Origin of the sequence: Streptomyces sp. YIM 121038 (assembly GCF_006088715.1) — a bacterium.
Classification (GTDB): Bacteria; Actinomycetota; Actinomycetes; order Streptomycetales; family Streptomycetaceae; genus Streptomyces.
Map to the genome: position 1 here is coordinate 5777249 of NZ_CP030771.1, position 21993 is coordinate 5799241.

General features: G+C 69.0%; 32 protein-coding genes. 29 read left to right on the plus strand and 3 right to left on the minus strand.

Translation table 11 applies throughout. The features are described from left to right. The first annotated feature begins 4 nt into the window (after positions 1-4). From rplP to truA, 23 genes are all read left to right on the plus strand, one after another. A complete protein-coding gene (gene rplP, locus C9F11_RS24755) occupies positions 5-424 on the plus strand; it encodes a 50S ribosomal protein L16 (RefSeq protein ID WP_030685469.1) in 420 nt (139 codons plus the stop codon). Next, positions 424-648, plus strand: a complete 225-nt coding sequence (gene rpmC, locus C9F11_RS24760) for a 50S ribosomal protein L29 (RefSeq protein ID WP_010036720.1) — start codon at positions 424-426, stop codon at positions 646-648. Before rplP ends, rpmC begins: the two co-directional genes overlap by 1 nt. Next, entirely contained in the window at positions 648-935 is a 288-nt protein-coding gene (gene rpsQ / locus C9F11_RS24765) for a 30S ribosomal protein S17 (RefSeq protein WP_016434628.1), read from the plus strand. Before rpmC ends, rpsQ begins: the two co-directional genes overlap by 1 nt. 109 nt (positions 936-1044) lie before the next feature. Beyond that, positions 1045-1413, plus strand: a complete 369-nt coding sequence (rplN, locus tag C9F11_RS24770; protein WP_003974257.1) for a 50S ribosomal protein L14 — start codon at positions 1045-1047, stop codon at positions 1411-1413. Positions 1414-1415: 2 nt separating this feature from the next. Continuing rightward, the gene (rplX, locus tag C9F11_RS24775; RefSeq protein ID WP_018543913.1) at positions 1416-1739 is read left to right on the plus strand and encodes a 50S ribosomal protein L24; all 324 of its coding nucleotides are present in this window, start codon (positions 1416-1418) and stop codon (positions 1737-1739) included. Next, positions 1739-2296: a 50S ribosomal protein L5 gene (gene rplE, locus C9F11_RS24780; RefSeq protein WP_138961315.1), complete on the plus strand. Its 558-nt coding sequence runs from the start codon at positions 1739-1741 to the stop codon at positions 2294-2296. The genes rplX and rplE overlap by 1 nt, the downstream gene beginning before the upstream one ends. A 5-nt stretch (positions 2297-2301) precedes the next feature. Continuing rightward, complete coding sequence (locus C9F11_RS24785; protein WP_003948630.1) at positions 2302-2487, plus strand: type Z 30S ribosomal protein S14; 186 nt, start codon at positions 2302-2304, stop codon at positions 2485-2487. Between the two features lie 212 nt (positions 2488-2699). Continuing rightward, positions 2700-3098, plus strand: coding sequence for a 30S ribosomal protein S8 (rpsH, locus tag C9F11_RS24795; RefSeq protein WP_018528360.1), 399 nt, complete (start codon positions 2700-2702; stop codon positions 3096-3098). 24 nt (positions 3099-3122) lie between these two features. Beyond that, a complete protein-coding gene (gene rplF / locus C9F11_RS24800) occupies positions 3123-3662 on the plus strand; it encodes a 50S ribosomal protein L6 (protein ID WP_138961317.1) in 540 nt (179 codons plus the stop codon). Positions 3663-3665: 3 nt separating this feature from the next. Further along, complete coding sequence (gene rplR, locus C9F11_RS24805) at positions 3666-4049, plus strand: 50S ribosomal protein L18 (RefSeq protein ID WP_138961318.1); 384 nt, start codon at positions 3666-3668, stop codon at positions 4047-4049. Between the two features lie 40 nt (positions 4050-4089). Further along, positions 4090-4695 (plus strand): 30S ribosomal protein S5, encoded by a 606-nt coding sequence (gene rpsE / locus C9F11_RS24810; RefSeq protein ID WP_030685449.1) that lies wholly within the window; start codon positions 4090-4092, stop codon positions 4693-4695. Beyond that, on the plus strand, positions 4695-4874 hold the full coding sequence (rpmD, locus tag C9F11_RS24815) for a 50S ribosomal protein L30 (protein WP_052580766.1): 180 nt from the start codon (positions 4695-4697) through the stop codon (positions 4872-4874). The genes rpsE and rpmD overlap by 1 nt, the downstream gene beginning before the upstream one ends. 2 nt (positions 4875-4876) lie before the next feature. Further along, positions 4877-5332 carry a 50S ribosomal protein L15 gene (gene rplO / locus C9F11_RS24820; protein WP_138961319.1) on the plus strand — a complete coding sequence of 152 codons (456 nt, stop codon included), beginning with the start codon at positions 4877-4879 and terminating at the stop codon, positions 5330-5332. Between the two features lie 248 nt (positions 5333-5580). Beyond that, positions 5581-6894, plus strand: a complete 1314-nt coding sequence (gene secY, locus C9F11_RS24825) for a preprotein translocase subunit SecY (RefSeq protein WP_138961320.1) — start codon at positions 5581-5583, stop codon at positions 6892-6894. Next, positions 6894-7550, plus strand: coding sequence for an adenylate kinase (locus tag C9F11_RS24830; protein ID WP_138961321.1), 657 nt, complete (start codon positions 6894-6896; stop codon positions 7548-7550). The genes secY and C9F11_RS24830 overlap by 1 nt, the downstream gene beginning before the upstream one ends. Positions 7551-7701: 151 nt before the next feature. Further along, on the plus strand, positions 7702-8538 hold the full coding sequence (gene map / locus C9F11_RS24835; protein WP_138961322.1) for a type I methionyl aminopeptidase: 837 nt from the start codon (positions 7702-7704) through the stop codon (positions 8536-8538). Between the two features lie 218 nt (positions 8539-8756). Continuing rightward, the gene (gene infA / locus C9F11_RS24840; protein WP_003948620.1) at positions 8757-8978 is read left to right on the plus strand and encodes a translation initiation factor IF-1; all 222 of its coding nucleotides are present in this window, start codon (positions 8757-8759) and stop codon (positions 8976-8978) included. Between the two features lie 59 nt (positions 8979-9037). Then, positions 9038-9151, plus strand: coding sequence for a 50S ribosomal protein L36 (gene rpmJ / locus C9F11_RS24845; RefSeq protein WP_003948619.1), 114 nt, complete (start codon positions 9038-9040; stop codon positions 9149-9151). 190 nt (positions 9152-9341) lie between these two features. Next, positions 9342-9722, plus strand: a complete 381-nt coding sequence (rpsM, locus tag C9F11_RS24850; RefSeq protein ID WP_138961323.1) for a 30S ribosomal protein S13 — start codon at positions 9342-9344, stop codon at positions 9720-9722. Positions 9723-9787: 65 nt separating this feature from the next. Further along, positions 9788-10192 (plus strand): 30S ribosomal protein S11, encoded by a 405-nt coding sequence (gene rpsK / locus C9F11_RS24855; RefSeq protein ID WP_003948617.1) that lies wholly within the window; start codon positions 9788-9790, stop codon positions 10190-10192. A gap of 118 nt (positions 10193-10310) precedes the next feature. Next, complete coding sequence (locus tag C9F11_RS24860) at positions 10311-11333, plus strand: DNA-directed RNA polymerase subunit alpha (protein ID WP_016645160.1); 1023 nt, start codon at positions 10311-10313, stop codon at positions 11331-11333. Between the two features lie 137 nt (positions 11334-11470). After that, complete coding sequence (gene rplQ, locus C9F11_RS24865) at positions 11471-11959, plus strand: 50S ribosomal protein L17 (protein ID WP_138961324.1); 489 nt, start codon at positions 11471-11473, stop codon at positions 11957-11959. Between the two features lie 136 nt (positions 11960-12095). Next, positions 12096-12950 (plus strand): tRNA pseudouridine(38-40) synthase TruA, encoded by an 855-nt coding sequence (gene truA / locus C9F11_RS24870; protein ID WP_138961325.1) that lies wholly within the window; start codon positions 12096-12098, stop codon positions 12948-12950. A 21-nt stretch (positions 12951-12971) separates the two neighbouring features. Here the strand turns inward: truA and C9F11_RS24875 are convergent, their stop codons facing one another. Beyond that, positions 12972-13820 carry a hypothetical protein gene (locus tag C9F11_RS24875; RefSeq protein WP_171075833.1) on the minus strand — a complete coding sequence of 283 codons (849 nt, stop codon included), beginning with the start codon at positions 13818-13820 and terminating at the stop codon, positions 12972-12974. 74 nt (positions 13821-13894) lie between these two features. Here C9F11_RS24875 and C9F11_RS24880 point away from each other — a divergent pair, with 74 nt between their 5' ends. The 4 genes from C9F11_RS24880 to glmM all read left to right on the plus strand — a co-directional run bounded on the left by C9F11_RS24880 (position 13895) and on the right by glmM (position 17820). After that, positions 13895-15121 carry a glycosyltransferase 87 family protein gene (locus C9F11_RS24880; protein WP_138961326.1) on the plus strand — a complete coding sequence of 409 codons (1227 nt, stop codon included), beginning with the start codon at positions 13895-13897 and terminating at the stop codon, positions 15119-15121. Between the two features lie 210 nt (positions 15122-15331). Next, a complete protein-coding gene (gene rplM / locus C9F11_RS24885; protein WP_138961327.1) occupies positions 15332-15775 on the plus strand; it encodes a 50S ribosomal protein L13 in 444 nt (147 codons plus the stop codon). A gap of 42 nt (positions 15776-15817) precedes the next feature. After that, a complete protein-coding gene (gene rpsI / locus C9F11_RS24890) occupies positions 15818-16333 on the plus strand; it encodes a 30S ribosomal protein S9 (protein ID WP_138961328.1) in 516 nt (171 codons plus the stop codon). A 128-nt stretch (positions 16334-16461) separates the two neighbouring features. Beyond that, on the plus strand, positions 16462-17820 hold the full coding sequence (gene glmM / locus C9F11_RS24895) for a phosphoglucosamine mutase (protein ID WP_138961329.1): 1359 nt from the start codon (positions 16462-16464) through the stop codon (positions 17818-17820). Here the strand turns inward: glmM and C9F11_RS24900 are convergent. Together C9F11_RS24900 and coaA are read right to left on the minus strand one after the other, a co-directional pair. Beyond that, a complete protein-coding gene (locus tag C9F11_RS24900) occupies positions 17817-18767 on the minus strand; it encodes a DUF389 domain-containing protein (RefSeq protein WP_138961330.1) in 951 nt (316 codons plus the stop codon). The genes glmM and C9F11_RS24900 overlap by 4 nt on opposite strands. 55 nt (positions 18768-18822) lie before the next feature. Continuing rightward, positions 18823-19821 carry a type I pantothenate kinase gene (coaA, locus tag C9F11_RS24905; protein ID WP_138961331.1) on the minus strand — a complete coding sequence of 333 codons (999 nt, stop codon included), beginning with the start codon at positions 19819-19821 and terminating at the stop codon, positions 18823-18825. Positions 19822-19939: 118 nt separating this feature from the next. Between coaA and C9F11_RS24910 the strand changes: the two genes are divergently transcribed. Both C9F11_RS24910 and C9F11_RS24915 read left to right on the plus strand, forming a co-directional pair. After that, the gene (locus C9F11_RS24910; RefSeq protein ID WP_138961332.1) at positions 19940-20308 is read left to right on the plus strand and encodes a holo-ACP synthase; all 369 of its coding nucleotides are present in this window, start codon (positions 19940-19942) and stop codon (positions 20306-20308) included. A gap of 112 nt (positions 20309-20420) precedes the next feature. Next, positions 20421-21908, plus strand: a complete 1488-nt coding sequence (locus C9F11_RS24915) for an NAD(P)H-hydrate dehydratase (protein ID WP_138961333.1) — start codon at positions 20421-20423, stop codon at positions 21906-21908. Positions 21909-21993: the final 85 nt, after the last annotated feature.

Below are 21993 nucleotides of genomic sequence, written 5' to 3' on the forward strand. Positions count from 1 at the left end.
CGACATGCTGATCCCCCGTAGGGTCAAGCACCGCAAGCAGCACCACCCCAAGCGCTCTGGCATGAGCAAGGGTGGCACGCAGGTTGCGTTCGGTGAGTACGGCATCCAGGCCATGGGCCCGGCGTACGTCACCAACCGTCAGATCGAGGCCGCGCGTATCGCGATGACCCGCCACATCAAGCGTGGCGGCAAGGTCTGGATCAACATCTACCCGGACCGTCCCCTCACCAAGAAGCCTGCCGAGACCCGCATGGGTTCCGGTAAGGGTTCGCCGGAGTGGTGGATCGCCAACGTCAAGCCCGGACGCGTCATGTTCGAGCTGTCGTACCCCAACGAGAAGATCGCCCGTGAGGCGCTGACCCGTGCGGCCCACAAGCTGCCGATGAAGTGCCGGATCGTCAAGCGCGAGGCAGGTGAAGCGTGATGTCGGCCGGTACCAAGGCGTCCGAGCTGCGCGAGCTGGGCAACGAGGAGCTCCTCAACAAGCTCCGCGAGGCCAAGGAAGAGCTGTTCAACCTCCGCTTCCAGGCGGCGACGGGTCAGCTCGAGAACCACGGTCGGCTCAAGGCCGTCCGTAAGGACATCGCGCGGATCTACACCCTGATGCGTGAGCGCGAGCTGGGCATCGAGACGGTGGAGAGCGCCTGATGAGCGAGAGCAACGTGACTGAAGAGACGAAGGCCGCGCGCGGCTTCCGCAAGACCCGCGAGGGTCTGGTCGTCAGCGACAAGATGGACAAGACCGTCGTCGTCGCAGTCGAGGACCGCGTCAAGCACGCGCTGTACGGCAAGGTCATCCGCCGTACGAACAAGCTCAAGGCGCACGACGAGCAGAACGCCGCGGGCGTCGGCGACCGTGTCCTCCTCGCGGAGACCCGGCCGCTGTCCGCGACGAAGCGCTGGCGCGTCGTCGAGATCCTCGAGAAGGCCAAGTAATTACCTGAAGGGTTTCCTTCAGGTTCAGTTCCGCCAGGCTCGGCAGGGGCCCCACTCTCGCTAGGGACGAGGCCCCTGCCGGGAACCGGCAGACAAACAGGAGATAGACGTGATCCAGCAGGAGTCGCGACTTCGCGTCGCCGACAACACGGGTGCGAAGGAAATCCTCACCATCCGTGTTCTCGGTGGCTCGGGTCGCCGCTACGCGGGCATCGGTGACGTCATCGTCGCCACCGTCAAGGACGCGATCCCCGGTGGCAACGTGAAGAAGGGTGACGTCGTCAAGGCGGTCATCGTTCGCACCGTCAAGGAGCGCCGCCGTCCGGACGGCTCGTACATCCGCTTCGACGAGAACGCCGCCGTCATTCTGAAGAACGACGGCGACCCTCGCGGCACCCGTATCTTCGGCCCGGTGGGCCGTGAGCTGCGCGAGAAGAAGTTCATGAAGATCATCTCGCTCGCGCCGGAGGTGCTGTAAGCATGAAGATCAAGAAGGGTGACCTGGTCCAGGTCATCACCGGCAAGGACAAGGGCAAGCAGGGCAAGGTCATTGCCGCTTACCCGCGCGACGAGCGCGTCCTGGTCGAGGGTGTCAACCGGGTCAAGAAGCACACGAAGGCCGGCCCCACGGCCTCCGGCTCCCAGGCCGGTGGCATCGTCACGACCGAGGCGCCGATCCACGTCTCCAACGTCCAGCTGGTCGTTGAGAAGGACGGCAACAAGGTCGTCACGCGCGTCGGCTACCGCTTCGACGACGAGGGCAACAAGATCCGCGTTGCCAAGCGGACGGGTGAGGACATCTGATGACGACCACCACCACTCCGCGCCTCAAGACGAAGTACCGCGAGGAGATCAAGGGCAAGCTGCAGGAGGAGTTCTCGTACGAGAACGTCATGCAGATCCCCGGCCTCGTCAAGATCGTGGTCAACATGGGTGTCGGCGACGCCGCCCGTGACTCCAAGCTCATGGACGGTGCCGTCCGTGACCTGACCACGATCACCGGTCAGAAGCCGGCCATCACCAAGGCCCGCAAGTCCATCGCGCAGTTCAAGCTGCGTGAGGGTCAGCCGATCGGTGCCCACGTCACGCTCCGTGGCGACCGCATGTGGGAGTTCCTGGACCGCACCCTGTCGCTGGCGCTGCCGCGTATCCGCGACTTCCGTGGTCTGTCCCCCAAGCAGTTCGACGGCCGTGGCAACTACACCTTCGGTCTCACGGAGCAGGTCATGTTCCACGAGATCGACCAGGACAAGATCGACCGTGTCCGGGGTATGGACATCACCGTGGTGACCACGGCGACCAACGACGCTGAGGGCCGCGCGCTCCTTCGTCACCTCGGCTTCCCGTTCAAGGAGGCGTGAGCGAGATGGCGAAGAAGGCTCTGATCGCTAAGGCTGCTCGCAAGCCCAAGTTCGGTGTGCGTGGCTACACCCGCTGCCAGCGCTGCGGCCGCCCGCACTCCGTGTACCGCAAGTTCGGCCTGTGCCGCGTGTGCCTTCGTGAGATGGCTCACCGTGGCGAGCTGCCGGGCGTGACCAAGAGCTCCTGGTAATCCCCTAGTTGGGATGACCGGAGTCTCTCGGTAAGCAATGAGGTCGGTGGGGGCCCGGCCGCGCATGCCTTAGGCTTGTGTGGTTGGGCGCCCTGCCGCCCTCGTACGACTTACTACGCCGTAGGTCCCCGCGCCGCACCCGTCCCGCCCATGAGTGGGGAGAGGGATGGCGCAGACAGGAAACCCCGGCGAGAGAGGCCGAAGGCCAATTCATGACCATGACTGATCCGATCGCAGACATGCTTACGCGTCTGCGGAACGCGAACTCGGCATACCACGACACCGTGGCGATGCCGCACAGCAAGATCAAGTCGCACATCGCGGAGATCCTCCAGCAGGAGGGTTTCATCACGGGCTGGAAGGTCGAGGACGCCGAGGTCGGCAAGAACCTCGTTCTCGAGCTCAAGTTCGGGCCGAACCGTGAGCGCTCCATCGCGGGCATCAAGCGGATCTCGAAGCCTGGTCTGCGTGTTTACGCGAAGTCCACCAACCTGCCGAAGGTGCTCGGCGGCCTGGGCGTGGCCATCATCTCCACGTCGCACGGTCTGCTCACCGGCCAGCAGGCGGGCAAGAAGGGCGTGGGTGGGGAAGTCCTCGCCTACGTCTGGTAGCGGAAGGGAACGGAGGAAACAGCTATGTCGCGTATTGGCAAGCTCCCCATCACGGTTCCCGCCGGCGTGGACGTCACCATCGACGGCCAGACGGTCCAGGTGAAGGGTCCCAAGGGCACCCTGAGCCACACCGTCGTGTCGCCGATCGAGATCGCTAAGGGTGAGGACGGCGTTCTGAACGTCACCCGCCCGAACGACGAGCGTCAGAACAAGGCCCTGCACGGCCTGTCCCGCACGCTGGTGGCGAACATGATCACCGGTGTGACCCAGGGTTACGTGAAGAAGCTCGAGATCAGCGGTGTCGGTTACCGCGTCCTGGCGAAGGGCTCCAACCTGGAGTTCTCGCTCGGCTACAGCCACCCGATCCTGATCGAGGCGCCCGAGGGCATCTCGTTCAAGGTCGAGTCGCCGACCAAGTTCTCGGTCGAGGGCATCGACAAGCAGAAGGTCGGCGAGGTTGCGGCCAACATCCGCAAGCTGCGCAAGCCTGACCCGTACAAGGCCAAGGGCGTCAAGTACGAGGGCGAAGTCATCCGCCGCAAGGTCGGAAAGGCGGGTAAGTAAGCCATGGCATACGGTGTCAAGATTGCTAAGGGCGACGCTTACAAGCGTGCTGCCATCAAGCGTCGTCACATCCGGATCCGTAAGCACATCTCGGGTACGGCTGAGCGTCCGCGCCTGGTCGTGACGCGCTCCAACCGCCACATCGTGGCCCAGGTCATCGACGACATCCAGGGTCACACCCTGGCGTCGGCGTCGACCCTGGACGCGTCCATCCGTGGTGGCTCGGACGACAAGTCGGCGCAGGCCGGCAAGGTCGGCGCCCTGGTCGCCGAGCGTGCCAAGGCCGCCGGTGTCGAGGCTGTCGTGTTCGACCGTGGCGGTAACCGGTACGCGGGTCGCATCGCGGCCCTGGCCGACGCCGCCCGCGAGGCCGGGCTCAAGTTCTGAGCTCGCTGCGTAGCTAGCGGAAAAGAGAGAGGTAAATCCAATGGCTGGACCCCAGCGCCGCGGCAGCGGTGCCGGTGGCGGCGAGCGGCGGGACCGGAAGGGCCGTGACGGCGGCGCAGCTGCCGCCGAGAAGACCGCGTACGTTGAGCGCGTTGTCGCGATCAACCGCGTCGCCAAGGTTGTGAAGGGTGGTCGTCGCTTCAGCTTCACCGCGCTGGTCGTGGTGGGCGATGGCGACGGCACCGTGGGTGTCGGTTACGGCAAGGCCAAGGAGGTGCCGGCCGCCATCGCCAAGGGCGTTGAGGAGGCCAAGAAGCACTTCTTCAAGGTCCCGCGTATCGCCGGTACCATCCCGCACCCGATTCAGGGTGAAAAGGCCGCGGGCATCGTCCTGCTCAAGCCGGCTTCGCCGGGTACCGGTGTTATCGCCGGTGGTCCCGTGCGTGCCGTGCTCGAGTGCGCCGGTGTCCACGACATCCTGTCGAAGTCCCTGGGCTCCGACAACGCGATCAACATCGTGCACGCGACCGTGGCGGCCCTCAAGGGTCTGCAGCGTCCCGAGGAGATCGCGGCTCGCCGTGGTCTGCCGCTCGAGGACGTCGCTCCCGCCGCTCTGCTGCGTGCGCGTGCCGGGGCTGGTGCGTAATGGCGCAGCTCAAGATCACGCAGGTGAAGTCGTACATCGGCAGCAAGCAGAACCACCGTGACACCCTGCGTTCCCTTGGTCTCAAGGGCATCAACACGCAGGTCGTCAAGGAGGACCGCCCCGAGTTCCGCGGCATGGTGCACACCGTCCGCCACCTCGTGACGGTTGAGGAGGTCTGATCATGGCGGAGAACAACCCGCTGAAGATCCACAACCTCCGTCCGGCTCCCGGCGCCAAGACCGCCAAGACCCGTGTCGGTCGTGGTGAGGCGTCGAAGGGTAAGACGGCCGGTCGTGGTACCAAGGGCACCAAGGCCCGTTACCAGGTTCCGGAGCGCTTCGAGGGTGGCCAGATGCCCCTCCACATGCGTCTCCCGAAGCTGAAGGGCTTCAAGAACCCGTTCAAGACCGAGTACCAGGTCGTCAACCTGGACAAGCTCACCGCCCTCTACCCCGAGGGTGGCGAGGTCACGGTGGCCGACCTGGTCGCCAAGGGCGCCGTTCGCAAGAACAGCCTTGTCAAGGTCCTCGGCCAGGGCGAGGTCACCGTGGCGCTGCAGGTGACGGTTGACGCCGTCTCCGGCTCCGCCAAGGAGAAGATCACCGCCGCCGGCGGTACCGTCACCGAGCTCGTCTGAAGTTCTCAGGCGTCTCGATGACTTGAGCGATCCCGACCGGGGATGCCCCACAAATGGGGCATCCCCGGTTGGTCGTTCCAAGGGGGGCACGGTCGCCGGTAAGGTGGCGTGCACTGTTACTTTCCGCGCGGTCTGTCCTCGCGACCGGCCGGGCGGTTCTTGGCTTTCAGTTAGACACACACGTACTTATCCGTCGGACACACCACCGTCACCTCTGACGCAGTAGCGCGGGGGTCGCAGGAGGCACCGTGCTCACCGCGTTCGCCCGGGCGTTCAAGACGCCCGACCTGCGCAAGAAGCTGCTCTTCACGCTCGGCATCATCGTGATCTACCGGCTCGGGACGCATATCCCGATCCCGGGCATCGACTACAAGAACGTCCAGACCTGTATCGACGCGGCCAATGCCAACCAGGGCCTGTTCGGTCTGGTCAACATGTTCAGTGGCGGCGCGCTCCTGCAGATCACGATCTTCGCGCTCGGCATCATGCCGTACATCACGGCGAGCATCATCCTGCAGCTGTTGACCGTGGTGATCCCGCGTCTGGAAGCCCTCAAGAAAGAGGGCCAGGCGGGCACGGCCAAGATCACGCAGTACACCCGCTACCTGACCATCGCGCTGGCCATCCTGCAGGGCACCGGCCTGGTGGCCACCGCCCGCACCGGCACCCTGTTCCAGGGCTGCCCGGTCGCCTCGGAGATCGTCCCCGACCAGTCGATCTTCGTCACCATCACGATGGTCATCACCATGACCGCCGGTACGGCCACCGTCATGTGGCTCGGTGAGCTCATCACCGACCGCGGCATCGGCAACGGCATGTCGATCCTGATGTTCATCTCGATCGCCGCGACCTTCCCGGCCGCCCTCTGGGGCATCAAGAAGCAGGGCGACCTGGCCGGCGGCTGGATCGAGTTCGGCACCGTCATCCTCGTCGGCCTGTTCATGGTCGGCCTGGTGGTCTTCGTGGAGCAGGCGCAGCGCCGCATCCCGGTGCAGTACGCGAAGCGCATGATCGGCCGCAGGTCCTACGGCGGCACGTCGACGTACATTCCACTGAAGGTCAACCAGGCGGGCATCATCCCTGTGATCTTCGCCTCGTCGCTGCTCTACATTCCGGCGCTGGTCGCCCAGTTCGCCGGTGGCCAGTCCAGCTGGAAGACGTGGATCGAGCAGAACCTGACCAAGGGTGACCACCCGATTTACATCGTCACCTACTTCGTCCTGATCGTCTTCTTCGCCTTCTTCTACGTGGCGATCTCCTTCAACCCGGAGGAAGTCGCGGACAACATGAAGAAGTATGGTGGCTTCATCCCGGGCATCCGGGCTGGCCGACCGACCGCTGAGTATCTGAGCTACGTACTCAACCGGATCACCTGGCCGGGCTCGCTGTATCTGGGTCTGATCGCTCTTGTGCCAACGATGGCGTTGGTGGGCTTCGGGGCCAACCAGAACTTCCCCTTCGGTGGAACGAGCATCCTCATCATCGTGGGTGTGGGCCTGGAGACCGTGAAGCAGATCGAGAGCCAGCTCCAGCAGCGCAACTACGAAGGGTTCCTCCGCTGATGCGAATCGTCCTCGTCGGGCCGCCCGGTGCCGGCAAGGGAACGCAGGCCGCGTTCCTTGCCAAGAACCTGTCGATCCCGCACATCTCCACGGGCGACCTCTTCCGCGCCAACATCAGCCAGCAGACGGAGCTCGGCAAGCTGGCCAAGTCCTACATGGACGCCGGAAACCTCGTCCCGGACGAGGTGACCATCGGCATGGCCAAGGACCGCATGGCGCAGCCCGACGCGGAGAACGGCTTCCTGCTCGACGGCTTCCCGCGCAACGTGTCGCAGGCCGAGGCCCTGGACGAGGCCCTCAAGGCCGACGGCCAGAAGCTGGACGCGGTCCTCGACCTGGAGGTCCCCGAGGACGAGGTGGTCAAGCGCATCGCGGGCCGCCGCATCTGCCGCAACGACTCCAGCCACGTCTTCCACGTGACGTACAGCCCGCCGAAGCAGCAGGACGTCTGCGACGTCTGCGGCGGCGAGCTCTACCAGCGCGGCGACGACAAGGAAGAGACCGTGCGCAAGCGGCTCGACGTCTACCACCGCGAGACCGAGCCGATCATCGACCACTACAAGGCCCAGGGCCTGGTCGTCACGATCTCGGCCCTCGGCAAGGTGGACGAGGTCACGCAGCGCGCCATGTCCGCCCTGCACAGCGAGAGCGCCTGACACGGATGTGACTGGGCCGCGGCACCCCGGGCGGGTGCCGCGGCCCAGCTGTGGGCGGGGCGCGAGGGGCACTGCCACGGCCGTATCGTGGTGAGTGCTCCTCGTATGTCGTACGTCGTACTCGTAGGTTCAGAAAGGCTCAGGCCCGGACATGGTGCAGATCAAGACTCCCGAGCAGATCGCCAAGATGCGCGCGGCGGGACTTGTCGTCGCCGCCATCCACCAGGCCACGCGGGCGGCGGCCGTGCCGGGCGCCACCACCAAGGACCTGGACGACGTGGCGCGCAAGGTGATCGCCGAGCACGGCGCCAAGTCGAACTTCCTCGGGTACGGCGGCTTCCCCGCGACCATCTGCACCTCGAAGAACGAGGTCGTCGTGCACGGCATCCCGAGCGACGAGGTCGTCCTTGAGGACGGCGACATCATCTCCATCGACGCGGGCGCGATCGTGGACGGCTGGCACGGCGACGCCGCGTTCACCGCGTTCGTGGGCGGCGGTCACGCTCCGGAGCTGGTCGAGCTGTCCCGGGTGACCGAGGAGTCGATGTGGGCGGGCATCGCCGTCATGAAGCTGGGCAACCGGCTCGTCGACGTCTCCCGCGCCATCGAGACGTACATCCGCCGCCAGCCGCGGCCCGCCTCCGGCAAGTACGGGATCATCGAGGACTACGGCGGCCACGGCATCGGCACCGAGATGCACATGGACCCGCACGTGCTGAACTACGTGGAGCGGCGGCGCGGGCGCGGGCCCAAGCTGGTGCCCGGGTTCTGCCTCGCGATCGAGCCGATGGTGTCGCTCGGGACCGCGAAGACCGAGACCCTGTCGGACGACTGGACGGTCATCACCACGGACGGCACCTGGTCCTCGCACTGGGAGCACTCGGTCGCGCTGACCGAGCAGGGGCCGCTGGTCCTCACCGCGCCCGACGGCGGCAAGGCGAAGCTCGCCGAGTACGGCGTCACCGCCGCGCCCGACCCGCTGGGCTAGACCCGGCCGCGCCGCGCACCGGTCCACGTGTGTGCGGCCTCTGGGCACAGTGGGTGAGGGCTGCCGCGGTGCCGCTTAAGGATCTTCCCGGGCGGGCATTCTTTCTCGATTCGTCTTTCCGGGTGCACTGACGTAGACTGACGCGTCGGCTCTCGTGCATCCGCATGTCTGCGTCTCCGCAGAGAGTCGATCAAGGTAGTCGATTCGAAGGGCGAAGCGTGGCCAAGAAGCAAGGTGCCATCGAGATCGAGGGCACTGTCGTCGAGTCTCTGCCGAACGCCATGTTCAAGGTCGAGCTCCAGAACGGCCACCAGGTCCTGGCACACATCAGCGGCAAGATGCGCATGCACTACATCCGCATCCTCCCTGACGACCGGGTCGTGGTGGAGTTGTCTCCGTACGACCTGACGCGTGGCCGGATCGTCTACCGGTACAAGTAGATCTTGCCTGTATCCCGCTCCGGCGGGGTGGTGGCACTGACCCGGAGAACCTCACACCCATGAAGGTCAAGCCGAGCGTCAAGAAGATCTGCGACAAGTGCAGGGTGATCCGCCGTCACGGCCGGGTCATGATCATTTGCGACAACCCGCGCCACAAGCAGCGCCAGGGCTGACGCACGTACTGCACTCGCAGATTTTCGCGCGACGCACGTAACAGCACATATGCAGGACCCGTCCCTCTCTAGGTCCATCAGGTAATGGAGGGCGACACCCCCGGTCGGAGGCCGGGGACCCAGTACGTACCTCATACGGCGGCTGGGAGTGGTTCTGCTGAAGACCTCCGTAGATTCACAGGAGCCATGAATGGCACGCGTTGAAGGTGTTGACCTCCCGCGCGACAAGCGCATCGAGGTCGCCCTCACCTACGTGTTCGGCATCGGCCGGACGCTGTCCCAGCAGACGCTGGACGCCACTGGTGTCGACCGCAACACCCGTGTTCGCGACCTGACCGAGGAAGACCTCGTCAAGATCCGCGAGTACGTGGACCAGAACGTCAAGACCGAGGGTGACCTCCGTCGCGAGATCCAGGCCGACATCCGCCGCAAGGTCGAGATCGGCTGCTACCAGGGTCTGCGCCACCGTCGTGGCCTGCCCGTCCGCGGTCAGCGCACCAGCACCAACGCTCGCACCCGCAAGGGCCCGCGTCGCGCCATCGCCGGTAAGAAGAAGCCGGGCAAGAAGTAGTCCTCGCTCAGCGGTCTATCGACAGCTGACGCTGCAGGACCGACCACCTCCCGTAGGAGTTAAAGATGCCCCCCAAGGGTCGTCAGGGCGCTGCCAAGAAGGTGCGCCGCAAGGAAAAGAAGAACGTCGCTCACGGCCACGCGCACATCAAGAGCACGTTCAACAACACGATCGTGTCCATCACGGACCCGACCGGCAACGTGATCTCCTGGGCCTCCGCCGGCCACGTCGGCTTCAAGGGCTCGCGCAAGTCCACCCCGTTCGCCGCGCAGATGGCCGCCGAGTCGGCCGCGCGTCGCGCGCAGGAGCACGGCATGCGCAAGGTCGACGTCTTCGTGAAGGGTCCGGGCTCCGGCCGCGAGACCGCGATCCGCTCCCTCCAGGCCACGGGCCTCGAGGTCGGTTCGATCCAGGACGTCACGCCGACCCCGCACAACGGCTGCCGCCCGCCGAAGCGTCGCCGCGTCTGACGCACGTCGCTTGACTTGAGGTTTTCGGGCGGTATGGCTCCTTAGGGCCGTGCCGCCCGTACCCTTGTACTACTCAGGGCATCAAATAGTGGGTGCCCCTGACTGAAGGAATCACTTCATGCTGATCGCTCAGCGTCCCTCGTTGACCGAAGAGGTCGTCGACGAGTTCCGCTCCCGGTTCGTTATCGAGCCGCTGGAGCCGGGCTTCGGCTACACCCTCGGCAACTCCCTGCGTCGTACGCTCCTCTCCTCGATCCCGGGTGCGGCGGTCACGTCCATCCGCATCGACGGTGTCCTGCACGAGTTCACCACCGTGCCGGGCGTCAAGGAGGACGTCACCGACCTCATCCTCAACATCAAGCAGCTGGTCGTCTCCTCGGAGCACGACGAGCCGGTCGTGATGTACCTGCGCAAGCAGGGCCCGGGTCTGGTCACCGCCGCCGACATCGCGCCGCCGGCCGGTGTCGAGGTGCACAACCCCGACCTCGTCCTCGCCACGCTCAACGGCAAGGGCAAGCTGGAGATGGAGCTGACCGTCGAGCGCGGTCGCGGCTACGTCTCCGCCGTGCAGAACAAGCAGGTCGGCCAGGAGATCGGCCGCATCCCGGTCGACTCCATCTACTCGCCGGTCCTCAAGGTGACCTACAAGGTCGAGGCCACCCGAGTCGAGCAGCGCACCGACTTCGACAAGCTGATCGTCGACGTCGAGACCAAGCAGGCCATGCGCCCGCGCGACGCCATGGCGTCCGCCGGCAAGACCCTGGTCGAGCTGTTCGGTCTGGCCCGCGAGCTCAACATCGACGCCGAGGGCATCGACATGGGTCCGTCCCCGACGGACGCCGCGCTCGCCGCCGACCTGGCGCTGCCGATCGAGGAGCTGGAGCTCACGGTCCGCTCCTACAACTGCCTCAAGCGTGAGGGCATCCACTCCGTGGGTGAGCTCGTCGCCCGCTCCGAGGCCGACCTCCTGGACATCCGCAACTTCGGCGCGAAGTCCATCGACGAGGTCAAGATGAAGCTCAACGGGATGGGTCTGGCCCTCAAGGACAGCCCGCCCGGATTCGACCCGACCGCCGCGGCCGACGCCTTCGGCGCCGACGACGACGCGGACGCCGGGTTCGTCGAGACCGAGCAGTACTAGAGCTCGGGCCCGACGGTCTGATTTCGGCTGCGCGCGCGTTGTGGTTGCTCGCGCAGTTCCCCGCGCCCCTTACGGGGCGCGGGTGCCGCTGACCCCGGTACCTGATACGGCCGGGGCAGATCACTAGGAGAAACACCATGCCGAAGCCCACCAAGGGTGCCCGTCTGGGCGGCAGCGCCGCGCACGAGAAGCTGATGCTGGCGAACCTCGCCAAGGATCTCTTCGAGCACGGCCGCATCACCACGACCGAGGCGAAGGCCCGCCGCCTGCGCCCGTTCGCGGAGCGTCTGGTCACCAAGGCGAAGAAGGGCGACCTTCACAACCGCCGTCAGGTGCTCCAGGTCATCACGGACAAGAGCGTCGTCCACACGCTCTTCGCCGAGATCGGCCCGCGCTACGAGAACCGCCCGGGTGGCTACACCCGTATCACCAAGATCGGTAACCGCCGTGGCGACAACGCGCCCATGGCCGTCATCGAGCTGGTGGAGGCCCTGACCGTGGCCCAGCAGGCCACCGGTGAGGCCGAGGCGGCCACGAAGCGCGCCGCTAAGGACGCCGAGGTTTCTGACGCCAAGGTCGACACGACCAAGGGCGAAGAGGCTGCCGAGGAGTCGAAGGACGCGTAAGCGTTCTCGGGTACTGCGCGTCGTCGACTGCGGCCCCGTCGTGGCTGGTCGCGCAGTTCCCCGCGCCCCTTCAGGGCGTCGCGGGCCCGTCCCCTGCGGGGCGGGCCCGCTTTCGTGTGCCTGAGAGGATTGCGGTGTGAGTGAGGAAGTGAAGCCCGGGTTCGTCCGGGTGCGCCTTGACCTGTCGTACGACGGCCGGGACTTTTCCGGGTGGGCGAAGCAGCGCGAAGGCCAGCGGACCGTCCAGGGCGAGATCGAGGACGCGCTGCGCACGGTCACGCGGTCGGGCGAGACGTACGAGCTGACCGTGGCCGGGCGGACCGACAGCGGGGTGCACGCGCGCGGCCAGGTCGCGCACGTCGACCTGCCGGAGAGCCTGTGGGCCGAGCACCGCGAGAAGCTGCTGCGGCGGCTCGCCGGACGGCTGCCGCACGACGTGCGGATCTGGCGGGCGGAGGAGGCCCCGGCCGGGTTCAACGCGCGGTTCTCGGCGATCTGGCGGCGGTACGCGTACCGCGTGACCGACCACCCCGGCGGCGTCGATCCGCTGCTGCGCGGCCACGTCCTGTGGCACGACTGGACGCTCGACCTGGACGCGATGAACGAGGCCGCGCAGGCGCTCATCGGCGAGCACGACTTCGCCGCGTACTGCAAGCGGCGCGAGGGCGCGACGACCATCCGCACGCTCCAGGAGCTGCGCTGGGAGCGGCGCCCCGACGGGATCCTCGAAGCGACCGTGCGGGCGGACGCCTTCTGCCACAACATGGTGCGGTCCCTGGTGGGGGCCATGCTGTTCGTGGGGGACGGACACCGGCCGCCGGACTGGCCGGGCAAGGTGCTCGCGGCCGGGGTGCGGGACTCGGCGGTGCACGTGGTGCGGCCGCACGGGCTCACGCTCGAAGAGGTCGGCTATCCGGCGGACGAGCTGCTCGCGGCGCGCAGCGCGGAGGCGCGGAACAAGCGGTCGCTGCCGTCGGCGGGTTGTTGCTGAGCGCTGGATAGAGCGTTCGTTCTATTCGGGGTTGTTGGCGGCGGCCGACGCCTGCGTCTCGCCCCGGCGGTTGATCTGGTTGAAGGCGAAGCGGGCGAGGTCGTCGCCGACCTCGTACGCCTTGCGGTCCTTCTCCGTGACGTCCTTGCCGCCCAGGAAGCCGGTCGTCGTGAAGTACGCGTAGCGGCCGTACGCGTTGTACGTGCCGCGGCAGACGGCCGTGCGGCAGAACGGGGCGACGCCCTTGCCGGGCAGCGAGGTGACCAGGCCCTTGTCGGCCTGCTTCTTGACCTTGGCGGCCTGGGCCTCGGTGTCGAAGACGGCCACGCCGACGGTGACGGCGATGCCGCGGCGGGCGTAGGTGACGCGCATCAGCTTGGTGCACTTGTTCTTGGTGAGGACCCGGCCGAGGACCGGCTGGGTCACCGAGGCGCACCGCTTGGTGTCGGCGGTGGCGCCCTTCTTGTAGACCTTGGCGCCGGAGGTCAGCTTCGTGCCGGGGAAGAGGATCGCGGCGCTCAGGGGCGCCTTGTCCTTGTCCGCGTCGGAGATGTAGTCCTTCGGGTCCGGCGGCGGCGGGGGAGTGGTCGCCTCGAAGGACGGCTCCGGAGCCGAGGAGGCGCCGGGGATGTCCGGGGACGAGGGCAGCTCGCTCGCGGGCTTGTTGGAGGCGGCGGCGTCGTCGCCGTTCGCGGAGACGACGGCGACGGCCACGGCCGTGGCGACGGCGACGGTGGCGAGGGCACCGCCGCCGAAGAGGAGCCATTTGCGGCGGCGGGCGCGCTTCTCGGACGCTTCGGCCAGCGCCGCCCAGTCCGGGGTCGTTGAGCCCCCCGGACCCCACTGAGGTCCCCCTTGCCCAAAGCTCATGCGCGGCATCTTAGACGGGGCGGTGGGGATGTTGAGCCGGGGCCGGGGCGGGTTCTCGCCCTAGCCTGAGCCGCATGAACGCGGGCAAATGTGATGTTTCCGGCGGTACGGGGTGGTGGCTGCGGCCCGCCGCGTGGCAGGCGTGGGCGGTGCTCGGGGTGGTCCTCGGCGCGCTGGTGCTGCGCGTCGCCTGCCGCGTGCCGGACGGCGGCATGGACAACGGGATCGTGGTGCGGGCGGCCGGGGCCTGGCTGGAGGGGCGCTCTCCGTACGCGGACCGGCACTTCCTGTACCTCCCGGGGGCCGTGCTCGCGGCGGTGCCGCAGGCCGTCCTTCCGCAGGGGGTGGTGCGGGCCCTCGTGCCGCTGGGGGTGGTGGGGGCCCTCGCGGGCGGCTGGGCGGGTGCGCTGCGTATCCACGGGGTGCCGCTGGGGAGCCGCTTCGCGGTGTTCGGCCTGCTCGGCCTCGCCCTGGGCTTCGCGCCCTTCGGGCACCTGGTGGAACTCGGGAACTGGACCGTGGCGTCGGCGGCCGCGCTTCCGGTGGCGCTGCTGTGCGTGTGCCGTGGCCGGTGGGGGCGGGCGGGGGCGGTGCTCGGGGTCGCGGTGGCCGTGAAGCCGCTCCTGGTGCCGGTGCTGCTCCTCTTCGTCTTCGCGCGGCGGTGGCGGGAGCTGGGGATCGCCGTGGGGGTGCCGGTCGCGGTCTCCGCCGCCGCGGCGCTCCTGCTGCCCGACCCGGCGGGCTTCCTCACCCGTACGCTCCCCTTCCTCCTGCGCGGCGGTGACAGCTTCGTGCGGCTCTATGAGGCCTCGCCCGCGGCCGTCCTTCCGCGCCTCGGGGTGCCGGGTGCCGTGGCCTCGCTGGTGGCGGGGGCGGGGGCCGTGGTGGGGGTGGGGTGTGCGTGGCGGCGCTGGGGGCGCGGGGACGCGGGGGCCGGGCGGGTCGTGGAGACGGCCGTGGCCCTGATGCTGGCGGCGTTCCTGGTGTCCCGGCCCTCGTACGACCACTATCTGCTGGTCGTGGTGCCGCTGCTGCTCGCGGGGGCGGGGGAGGCGGGGGCCGTGGTGCGGGGGGCCGGGTTCTGGGTGGCGCTGGTGCCGCAGGTGCCGGGGTTCGCGTGGGTGGGTCTTGAGCCGGGGGTGCGGCGGGCCTTCAAGGATTGCGTCACGCTCTGTGTGCTGGCCTTCGCGGTCGCGCGGTGCTGTCTCCGGCCGAGGGCGGTTACTGTGGATGACGCAGGACCAGCAGGACCGCCCGAGGCGGTGGGGTCGGCGGTGCCGGTCTCCAGGGCCGCGTTTTGACCCATACGGGGCGGCGCGGGTAGTCTCGGGGACTGATACGTATTGGCTTCCTCGTTCTCACGCGAAAGGGCCCATACGTAGGTTCCCTGGAGCAGTTACCAGTGGCTCGCATACGGGCAGCGTCCCCGGCACTGTGAGCCCCAGCTGCATGATCGCTTCCTGGGTGCCGTGTGTCTGGACCCCATCCACTGAAGAAGCGAAGGCTACGAAGTGCGTACGTACAGCCCCAAGCCCGGCGACGTGACCCGTCAGTGGCACGTCATCGACGCCCAGGACATCGTCCTGGGACGTCTGGCGACCACCGCCGCCTCTCTCCTGCGCGGCAAGCACAAGCCGATCTACGCGCCCCACGTCGACACCGGTGACTTCGTCGTCATCATCAACGCCGACAAGGTGCACCTGTCCGGCAACAAGAAGACCCAGAAGATGGCCTACCGTCACTCTGGCTACCCGGGCGGCCTCCGCTCGGTGCGCTACGACGAGCTGCTCGAGAAGAACCCCGAGAAGGCCATCGAGAAGGCCGTCAAGGGCATGCTCCCGAAGAACTCGCTGGGCCGTCAGATGCTCTCGAAGCTGAAGGTCTACAAGGGTGACCAGCACCCGCACGGCGCGCAGCAGCCGCAGCCGTTCGAGATCACCCAGGTCGCGCAGTAAGTCCGGCCACCCCCTAAGCCTGAAGAGAATCTGAGGATCATCGTGGCCGAGACCACCGCTGAGCAGCCGATCGACGAGACTGTCGACATCGAGCACTACACCACCGAGTCCGAGGCGCCCGTCGAGGGCGAGTACACCTCGGAGTCGAACGCCGCGCGCTTCGGCGACCCGCAGCCGGCCGCCGGCCTGGGCCGTCGCAAGAACGCGATCGCCCGCGTCCGGATCGTCCCGGGCACCGGCAAGTGGAAGATCAACGGTCGCACCCTTGAGGACTACTTCCCCAACAAGGTGCACCAGCAGGAAGTCAACGAGCCGTTCAAGGTCCTCGAGCTCGAGGGCCGCTACGACGTCGTCGCCCGCATCGCGGGTGGCGGTGTCTCCGGTCAGGCCGGCGCCCTGCGCCTCGGCGTGGCCCGTGCCCTGAACGAGGCCGACGTGGACAACAACCGCGGCGCCCTCAAGAAGGCCGGCTTCCTCAAGCGCGACGACCGTGCGGTCGAGCGCAAGAAGGCCGGTCTCAAGAAGGCCCGCAAGGCCCCGCAGTACAGCAAGCGCTAAACATCGCTGCCTGCTAGTACTCACGAACGCCTCGGCGGCACCCTGTGTGCTGCCGGGGCGTTTCGTTTATCAGCGCCCCGTCGATCCGGGGTGGACGCTCGGAATGTCGGAATGTTCGGAGGACAGCAGTGGGACGACTCTTCGGCACGGACGGCGTGCGCGGTGTCGCCAACGCCGATCTGACGGCGGAGCTCGCGCTCGGTCTCTCGGTCGCCGCGGCACACGTGCTCGCCGAAGCGGGCACCTTCGAGGGCCATCGCCCGACAGCGGTGGTGGGGCGTGACCCGCGCGCGTCCGGGGAGTTCCTGGAGGCCGCGGTCGTCGCGGGCCTGGCGAGCGCGGGCGTGGACGTCCTGCGCGTCGGTGTGCTGCCCACCCCGGCGGTGGCCCACCTCACCGCGGCGCTCGGCGCCGACCTCGGCGTGATGCTGTCCGCCAGCCACAACGCCATGCCCGACAACGGCATCAAGTTCTTCGCCCGCGGCGGCCACAAGCTCGCCGACGACCTGGAGGACCGCATCGAGTCCGTCTACGAGGAGCACCGCACCGGCGCTCCCTGGGAGCGGCCCACCGGTGCCGGGGTCGGCCGGGTCACCTCGTACGACCAGGGGCTCGACCAGTACGTGGCGCATCTGATCGGCGTGCTGCCGAACCGCCTCGACGGGCTGCGGATCGTCCTGGACGAGGCGCACGGCGCCGCGGCCCGGGTCTCCCCGGAGGCCTTCGCGCGCGCGGGCGCCGAGATCGTCACCATCGGCGCGTCCCCCGACGGCCTGAACATCAACGAGGGCTGTGGCTCGACCCATCTGGAGCTGCTCCGGGCGGCCGTCGTCGAGCACGGCGCCGACCTCGGCATCGCGCACGACGGCGACGCCGACCGCTGCCTCGCCGTGGACCACACGGGCGCCGAGGTCGACGGCGACCAGATCCTCGCCGTGCTCGCGCTCGGCATGCGCGAGCGCGGGGTGCTGCGCCGCGACACCGTTGTCGCCACGGTCATGTCGAACCTGGGCTTCAAGCTCGCCATGGAGCGCGAGGGCCTGCGGTTCGTCCAGACCGCCGTCGGCGACCGGTACGTCCTGGAGGAGATGAAGGCCAACGGCTACGCGCTCGGCGGCGAGCAGTCCGGGCACGTCATCGCCCTGGACCACGCCACCACCGGCGACGGCACCCTCACCGGGCTGCTGCTCGCGGCCCGCGTCGCCGAGACCGGCCGCAGCCTCAAGGAGCTGGCCGCCGTCATGGAGCGCCTGCCGCAGGTCCTCATCAACGTGCCGGACGTGGACCGGACCCGGGTGCGGACCTCGACGGAGCTGGCCACCGCGGTCGCCGACGCCGAGCGCGAGCTCGGCGAGACCGGCCGGGTGCTGCTGCGCCCCTCCGGCACCGAGCCGCTGGTGCGCGTGATGGTGGAGGCCGCCGACATCGAGCAGGCCCGCTCGGTGGCCGGGCGCCTCGCGGACGTGGTGAAGTCCGCGCTCGGCTAGGGCAGGCCGAACTTCTTCGCGGTGCGTTCGCGCTGCCGGGCCCAGAGCAGCTTCTGGGTGAGCAGCGTGAACGTACCGGCGAGGACGATGCCGAGCAGATTGAGCAGGAGCTGCTCGGTGGAGCCCCAGGCCTGGCGGTACTCGTCGTAGCTGAAGGCCACCGCGGCGTTCGCCGCCGCCGGGACCGTCGTCACCGAGATGGCGACGCCCACGAGCGCGCCCGACTTCGCCGATGTGAGCGAGAGGGTGCCCGCGGCGCCCGCGAGGACGGCCACGACGAAGGAGAACCAGTCGGGCCGGTAGATGAAGTTGGTGTTGGGGCGCTTGGCCTCCAGCGCCGCCTGGTCGAAGAGATCGACCGCGTCCATGAAGAAGCTGAAGGCCACCGTGACCGCCATGGCGATCGCGAAGCCCGCGATCAGCGCGATCAGGGAGCGCAGCGCCAGGCGCGGGGCGCGCTGCACGAGCGCCGTGCAGAAGCCCGCGAGCGGGCCGAACTCCGGGCCCACCGCCATCGCGCCCACGATGAGGATCGCGTTGTCGAGGACGACGCCGCAGGCGGCGATCATCGTGGCGAGCGTGATGAAGGCGACGTACGTGATGGAGAGCGTGGACTCCTCGTGCGTGGCGTCCGCCAGGTGCTCCCACAGGACCGCGTCCGCGCCCTCGCCCGGCGCCTCGTCCTCCGCCTTGTCGGCGCGCAGGGACAGCGACAGGTCGATGTTCTCCAGGGCGATCGAGCCGTGCTTGTCGATCTCCAGGGCGCGCAGGCCGCCGAGCAGTTCGTCGCCCGCCTCCCGGGCCACGTCGCACATCACGATGTCGCCCGACGGGTTGCGGGCCGCGCCCGGCACGACGGCGAGGTGGGTCGTGCCGGGCGTCTTCTCGATCAGACGCACCACGGCGTCCGTCCGGTCCGCCGGGGTGATCAGGCGCAGATGGAGCATGCCCGCACCTTAACGCCCGGCTGACGCGTCCCCTTCAGGCTTGGCGCGGGCCGGTTCAGAGCTTGCGCAGGCTGAGCCGGCGCACCTTGTGGTCGGGGCCCTTGCGGATGATGAGCGTGGCGCGGCCGCGCGTGGGCGCCACGTTCTCCACCAGGTTCGGCTTGTTGATGGTCCGCCAGGTGGTGCGGGCGTAGTCGAGCGCCTCCTCCTCGGAGACCTGCGTGTACTTCCGGAAGTACGACGACGGGTTCTGGAAGGCGGTCTCGCGCAGCTTGCGGAACCGGTTCAGGTACCAGCGCTCGATGTCCTCGGCGCGGGCGTCGACGTACACGCTGAAGTCGAAGTAGTCGGCCAGGCCCACGCGGGTGCGGCCGTCCTTGCCGGGCAGGGCGGGCTGCAGCACGTTCAGCCCCTCGACGATGAGGATGTCCGGGCGGCGGACCGTCAGGCGCTGGCCGGGCACGATGTCGTAGATCAGGTGGGAGTAGACCGGCGCCGTCACCTCGTCCTTGCCCGCCTTGATGTCGGCGACGAAGCGGGTCAGCGCCCTGCGGTCGTACGACTCGGGGAAGCCCTTGCGCGACATCAGGCCGCGCGCCTGGAGCTCCTTGGTGGGCAGCAGGAAGCCGTCCGTGGTCACCAGCTCCACGCGCGGGTGCTCGGGCCAGCGCGAGAGCAGGGCCTGGAGCAGCCGCGCCACCGTCGACTTGCCCACGGCGACGGAGCCCGCGACCCCTATGACGAAGGGCGTGCCCGACTGGGAGCCCTTCTCACCGGTGTCGCCCAGGAAGGTGTTGAGCGCTCCGCGCAGGCCGTCGGTGGCGCCCACGTAGAGGTTGAGGAGACGGGAGAGCGGGAGGTAGATGTCCCGCACCTCATCGAGGTCGATGACGTCGCCGAGGCCGCGCAGCTTCTCCAGCTCGGCGGCGGTCAGGGGCAGCGGCGTCTTTTCGCGCAGCGCGCTCCACTCGGAACGGGTGAGGTCGACGTAAGGGGTCGCCTCCGGCTTGTGCCGGTTGGCGCCCCGTGGCGGCGAGGAGACCAAAGAGATCACAGTCCATTGTTACGGCAGTTTGAACGTCCGTGCGGGTGGGGTGTGTCACCCCCCGTGCGGGTGGGGTGTGTCACCCCCGTGCGGCTTCGTCGTCGGGGTGCCGTGATTAGCTGCCGCCGTGATTATTGGTGTGGGCATCGACGTGGCCGAGATCGATCGGTTCGCGGCCTCCCTGGAGCGGACGCCGGGGATGCGGGAACGGCTCTTCGTGGAGCGGGAGTTGCATCTGCCCGGCGGGGAGCGGCGCGGGGTCGCCTCGCTCGCCGCCCGGTTCGCCGCCAAGGAAGCCTTGGCCAAGGCCCTGGGTGCGCCGCCCGGGCTGCGCTGGACCGACGCCGAGGTGTACGTGGAGGAGACCGGGCAGCCCCGCCTTCGGGTCTCCGGGACCGTGGCCGCGCGGGCCGAGGCCCTGGGGGTGCGCGGGTGGCACGTCTCCCTGAGCCATGACGCGGGGGTGGCCTCCGCGGTCGTCATCGCGGAGGGGTAGTCCGTGTCCGGCGCTTCGTGTCCGGCGCTTTGTGTCCGGTGCCTCGCGTCCCGTGCCTCGCGTCCCGTGCCGCGGCGCTGCCGGGGCGCGCGGTGTGCGCGAGACTTGGTGGATGCGTACTGCGTATCGCGTGGAGGACGTACGGGCGGCCGAGCGCGCGCTGATGGCGCGGGTTCCCGAAGGGGCGCTGATGCAGCGGGCCGCGGCGGGGCTCGCCGTGGCCTGCGGGCAGCTGCTCGGGAAGGTGTACGGGGCGCGTGTCGCGCTCCTGGTCGGCAGCGGGGACAACGGCGGTGACGCGCTCTACGCCGGCGCGCGGCTCGCCCGGCGCGGGGCCGGGGTGACGGCCGTGCTGCTCTCGCCGGAGCGGGCCCACGCGGGCGGGCTCGCGGCGTTGCGGGGGGCCGGGGGGCGGGTGGTCGACGGCTCGGGGGCCGGTTCCGGCTCTGGTTCCGCGGCCGATGCCGCGTTCGCTTCCCTCTCGGGTGCCGATCTCGTCGTCGACGGGATCGTGGGCATCGGCGGCAAGGGCGGCCTGCGGCCCGGCGCCGCCGAACTCGCCCGTGCCGCCGAGGAGTCCGGGGCCCTGGTCGTGGCCGTCGACCTGCCGAGCGGGGTCGACGCCGACACCGGCGAAGTGCGCGGCGCGGCCGTGCGCGCGGACGCGACCGTGACGTTCGGGGCGTACAAGCCGGGGCTCCTCGTCGATCCCGCCCGGGAGTACGCCGGGGCCCTGCGGCTCGTGGACATCGGGCTCGGCGGTGAACTCTCCGCGTACGCGCCCGCGGTGGAGGCCCTGCAGTACGCCGATGTGGAGCAGCTTCTTCCGGTGCCGGGGGCCGAGAGCGACAAGTACCGGCGCGGGGTCCTCGGGGTCGTCGCCGGGTCCGCCCGCTACCCGGGCGCGGCCGTCCTCACCGTCGCCGGGGCGCTGCGCGGGGGCGCCGGGGCCGTGCGGTACGTGGGGCCCGCCGCGGACGCCGTCATCGCCCGCTTCCCCGAGGCGCTGGTGTCGGCCGGGCCGGTGCCCCGGGCCGGGCGCGTGCAGGCCTGGGTGGTGGGGCCGGGACTCGGGGACGGGCACGGGGACGCGGGGGAGCGGCTGCGGGACGTGGTCGCCGCGGAGGTGCCCGTGCTCATCGACGCGGACGGGCTGCGGCTCGTGGACGCCTCGGCCGTGCGGGAGCGGGGCGCGCCGACGCTGCTCACGCCGCACGCGGGGGAGGCCGCCGCGCTGCTCGGGGTGGGGCGGGCGGAGGTCGAGGCGGCCCGGCTCGACGCGGTGCGGGAGCTGGCCGGGCGGTACGGGGCCACGGTGCTGCTCAAGGGGTCCACGACGCTGGTCGCCGGGGCCGGCGGGGGTGTCGTACGGGTCAATCCGACGGGGACCGGGTGGCTGGCCACCGCGGGGAGCGGGGACGTGCTGTCGGGGCTTGCCGGGGCGCTGCTCGCGGCGGGGCTCGGGGCTCGGGACGCGGGGGCCGTGGGGGCGTTTCTGCACGGGCTCGCGGGGCGGCTCGCGGCGGAGGGGGCGCCGGTGGGCGCGCAGGACGTGGCGGAGGCCGTTCCGGCGGCCTGGCGGGACGTGCGGCGCGGCTAGCGCGGGGCGCTTCGCGTTTCTGGGGTGTGCCGTCCGTCCGTCTTCTGGGGTTTGCCGTCCGTCCGTCTGCTGGGGGCGTGTCGGC

Excerpts from the sequence above, each read along its gene's own strand:
- rplP (WP_030685469.1), top strand. The coding sequence starts at position 5 with ATGCTGATCCCCCGTAGGGTCAAGCACCGCAAGCAGCACCACCCCAAG.
- rpmC (WP_010036720.1), top strand. The coding sequence starts at position 424 with ATGTCGGCCGGTACCAAGGCGTCCGAGCTGCGCGAGCTGGGCAACGAG.
- rpsQ (WP_016434628.1), top strand. The coding sequence starts at position 648 with ATGAGCGAGAGCAACGTGACTGAAGAGACGAAGGCCGCGCGCGGCTTC.
- rplX (WP_018543913.1), top strand. The coding sequence starts at position 1,416 with ATGAAGATCAAGAAGGGTGACCTGGTCCAGGTCATCACCGGCAAGGAC.
- rplE (WP_138961315.1), top strand. The coding sequence starts at position 1,739 with ATGACGACCACCACCACTCCGCGCCTCAAGACGAAGTACCGCGAGGAG.
- C9F11_RS24785 (WP_003948630.1), top strand. The coding sequence starts at position 2,302 with ATGGCGAAGAAGGCTCTGATCGCTAAGGCTGCTCGCAAGCCCAAGTTC.
- rpsH (WP_018528360.1), top strand. The coding sequence starts at position 2,700 with ATGACCATGACTGATCCGATCGCAGACATGCTTACGCGTCTGCGGAAC.
- rplF (WP_138961317.1), top strand. The coding sequence starts at position 3,123 with ATGTCGCGTATTGGCAAGCTCCCCATCACGGTTCCCGCCGGCGTGGAC.
- rplR (WP_138961318.1), top strand. The coding sequence starts at position 3,666 with ATGGCATACGGTGTCAAGATTGCTAAGGGCGACGCTTACAAGCGTGCT.
- rpsE (WP_030685449.1), top strand. The coding sequence starts at position 4,090 with ATGGCTGGACCCCAGCGCCGCGGCAGCGGTGCCGGTGGCGGCGAGCGG.
- rpmD (WP_052580766.1), top strand. The coding sequence starts at position 4,695 with ATGGCGCAGCTCAAGATCACGCAGGTGAAGTCGTACATCGGCAGCAAG.
- rplO (WP_138961319.1), top strand. The coding sequence starts at position 4,877 with ATGGCGGAGAACAACCCGCTGAAGATCCACAACCTCCGTCCGGCTCCC.
- C9F11_RS24830 (WP_138961321.1), top strand. The coding sequence starts at position 6,894 with ATGCGAATCGTCCTCGTCGGGCCGCCCGGTGCCGGCAAGGGAACGCAG.
- map (WP_138961322.1), top strand. The coding sequence starts at position 7,702 with ATGGTGCAGATCAAGACTCCCGAGCAGATCGCCAAGATGCGCGCGGCG.
- rpmJ (WP_003948619.1), top strand. The coding sequence starts at position 9,038 with ATGAAGGTCAAGCCGAGCGTCAAGAAGATCTGCGACAAGTGCAGGGTG.
- rpsM (WP_138961323.1), top strand. The coding sequence starts at position 9,342 with ATGGCACGCGTTGAAGGTGTTGACCTCCCGCGCGACAAGCGCATCGAG.
- rpsK (WP_003948617.1), top strand. The coding sequence starts at position 9,788 with ATGCCCCCCAAGGGTCGTCAGGGCGCTGCCAAGAAGGTGCGCCGCAAG.
- C9F11_RS24860 (WP_016645160.1), top strand. The coding sequence starts at position 10,311 with ATGCTGATCGCTCAGCGTCCCTCGTTGACCGAAGAGGTCGTCGACGAG.
- rplQ (WP_138961324.1), top strand. The coding sequence starts at position 11,471 with ATGCCGAAGCCCACCAAGGGTGCCCGTCTGGGCGGCAGCGCCGCGCAC.
- C9F11_RS24875 (WP_171075833.1), bottom strand. The coding sequence starts at position 13,820 with ATGAGCTTTGGGCAAGGGGGACCTCAGTGGGGTCCGGGGGGCTCAACG.
- C9F11_RS24880 (WP_138961326.1), top strand. The coding sequence starts at position 13,895 with ATGAACGCGGGCAAATGTGATGTTTCCGGCGGTACGGGGTGGTGGCTG.
- C9F11_RS24900 (WP_138961330.1), bottom strand. The coding sequence starts at position 18,767 with ATGCTCCATCTGCGCCTGATCACCCCGGCGGACCGGACGGACGCCGTG.
- C9F11_RS24915 (WP_138961333.1), top strand. The coding sequence starts at position 20,421 with ATGCGTACTGCGTATCGCGTGGAGGACGTACGGGCGGCCGAGCGCGCG.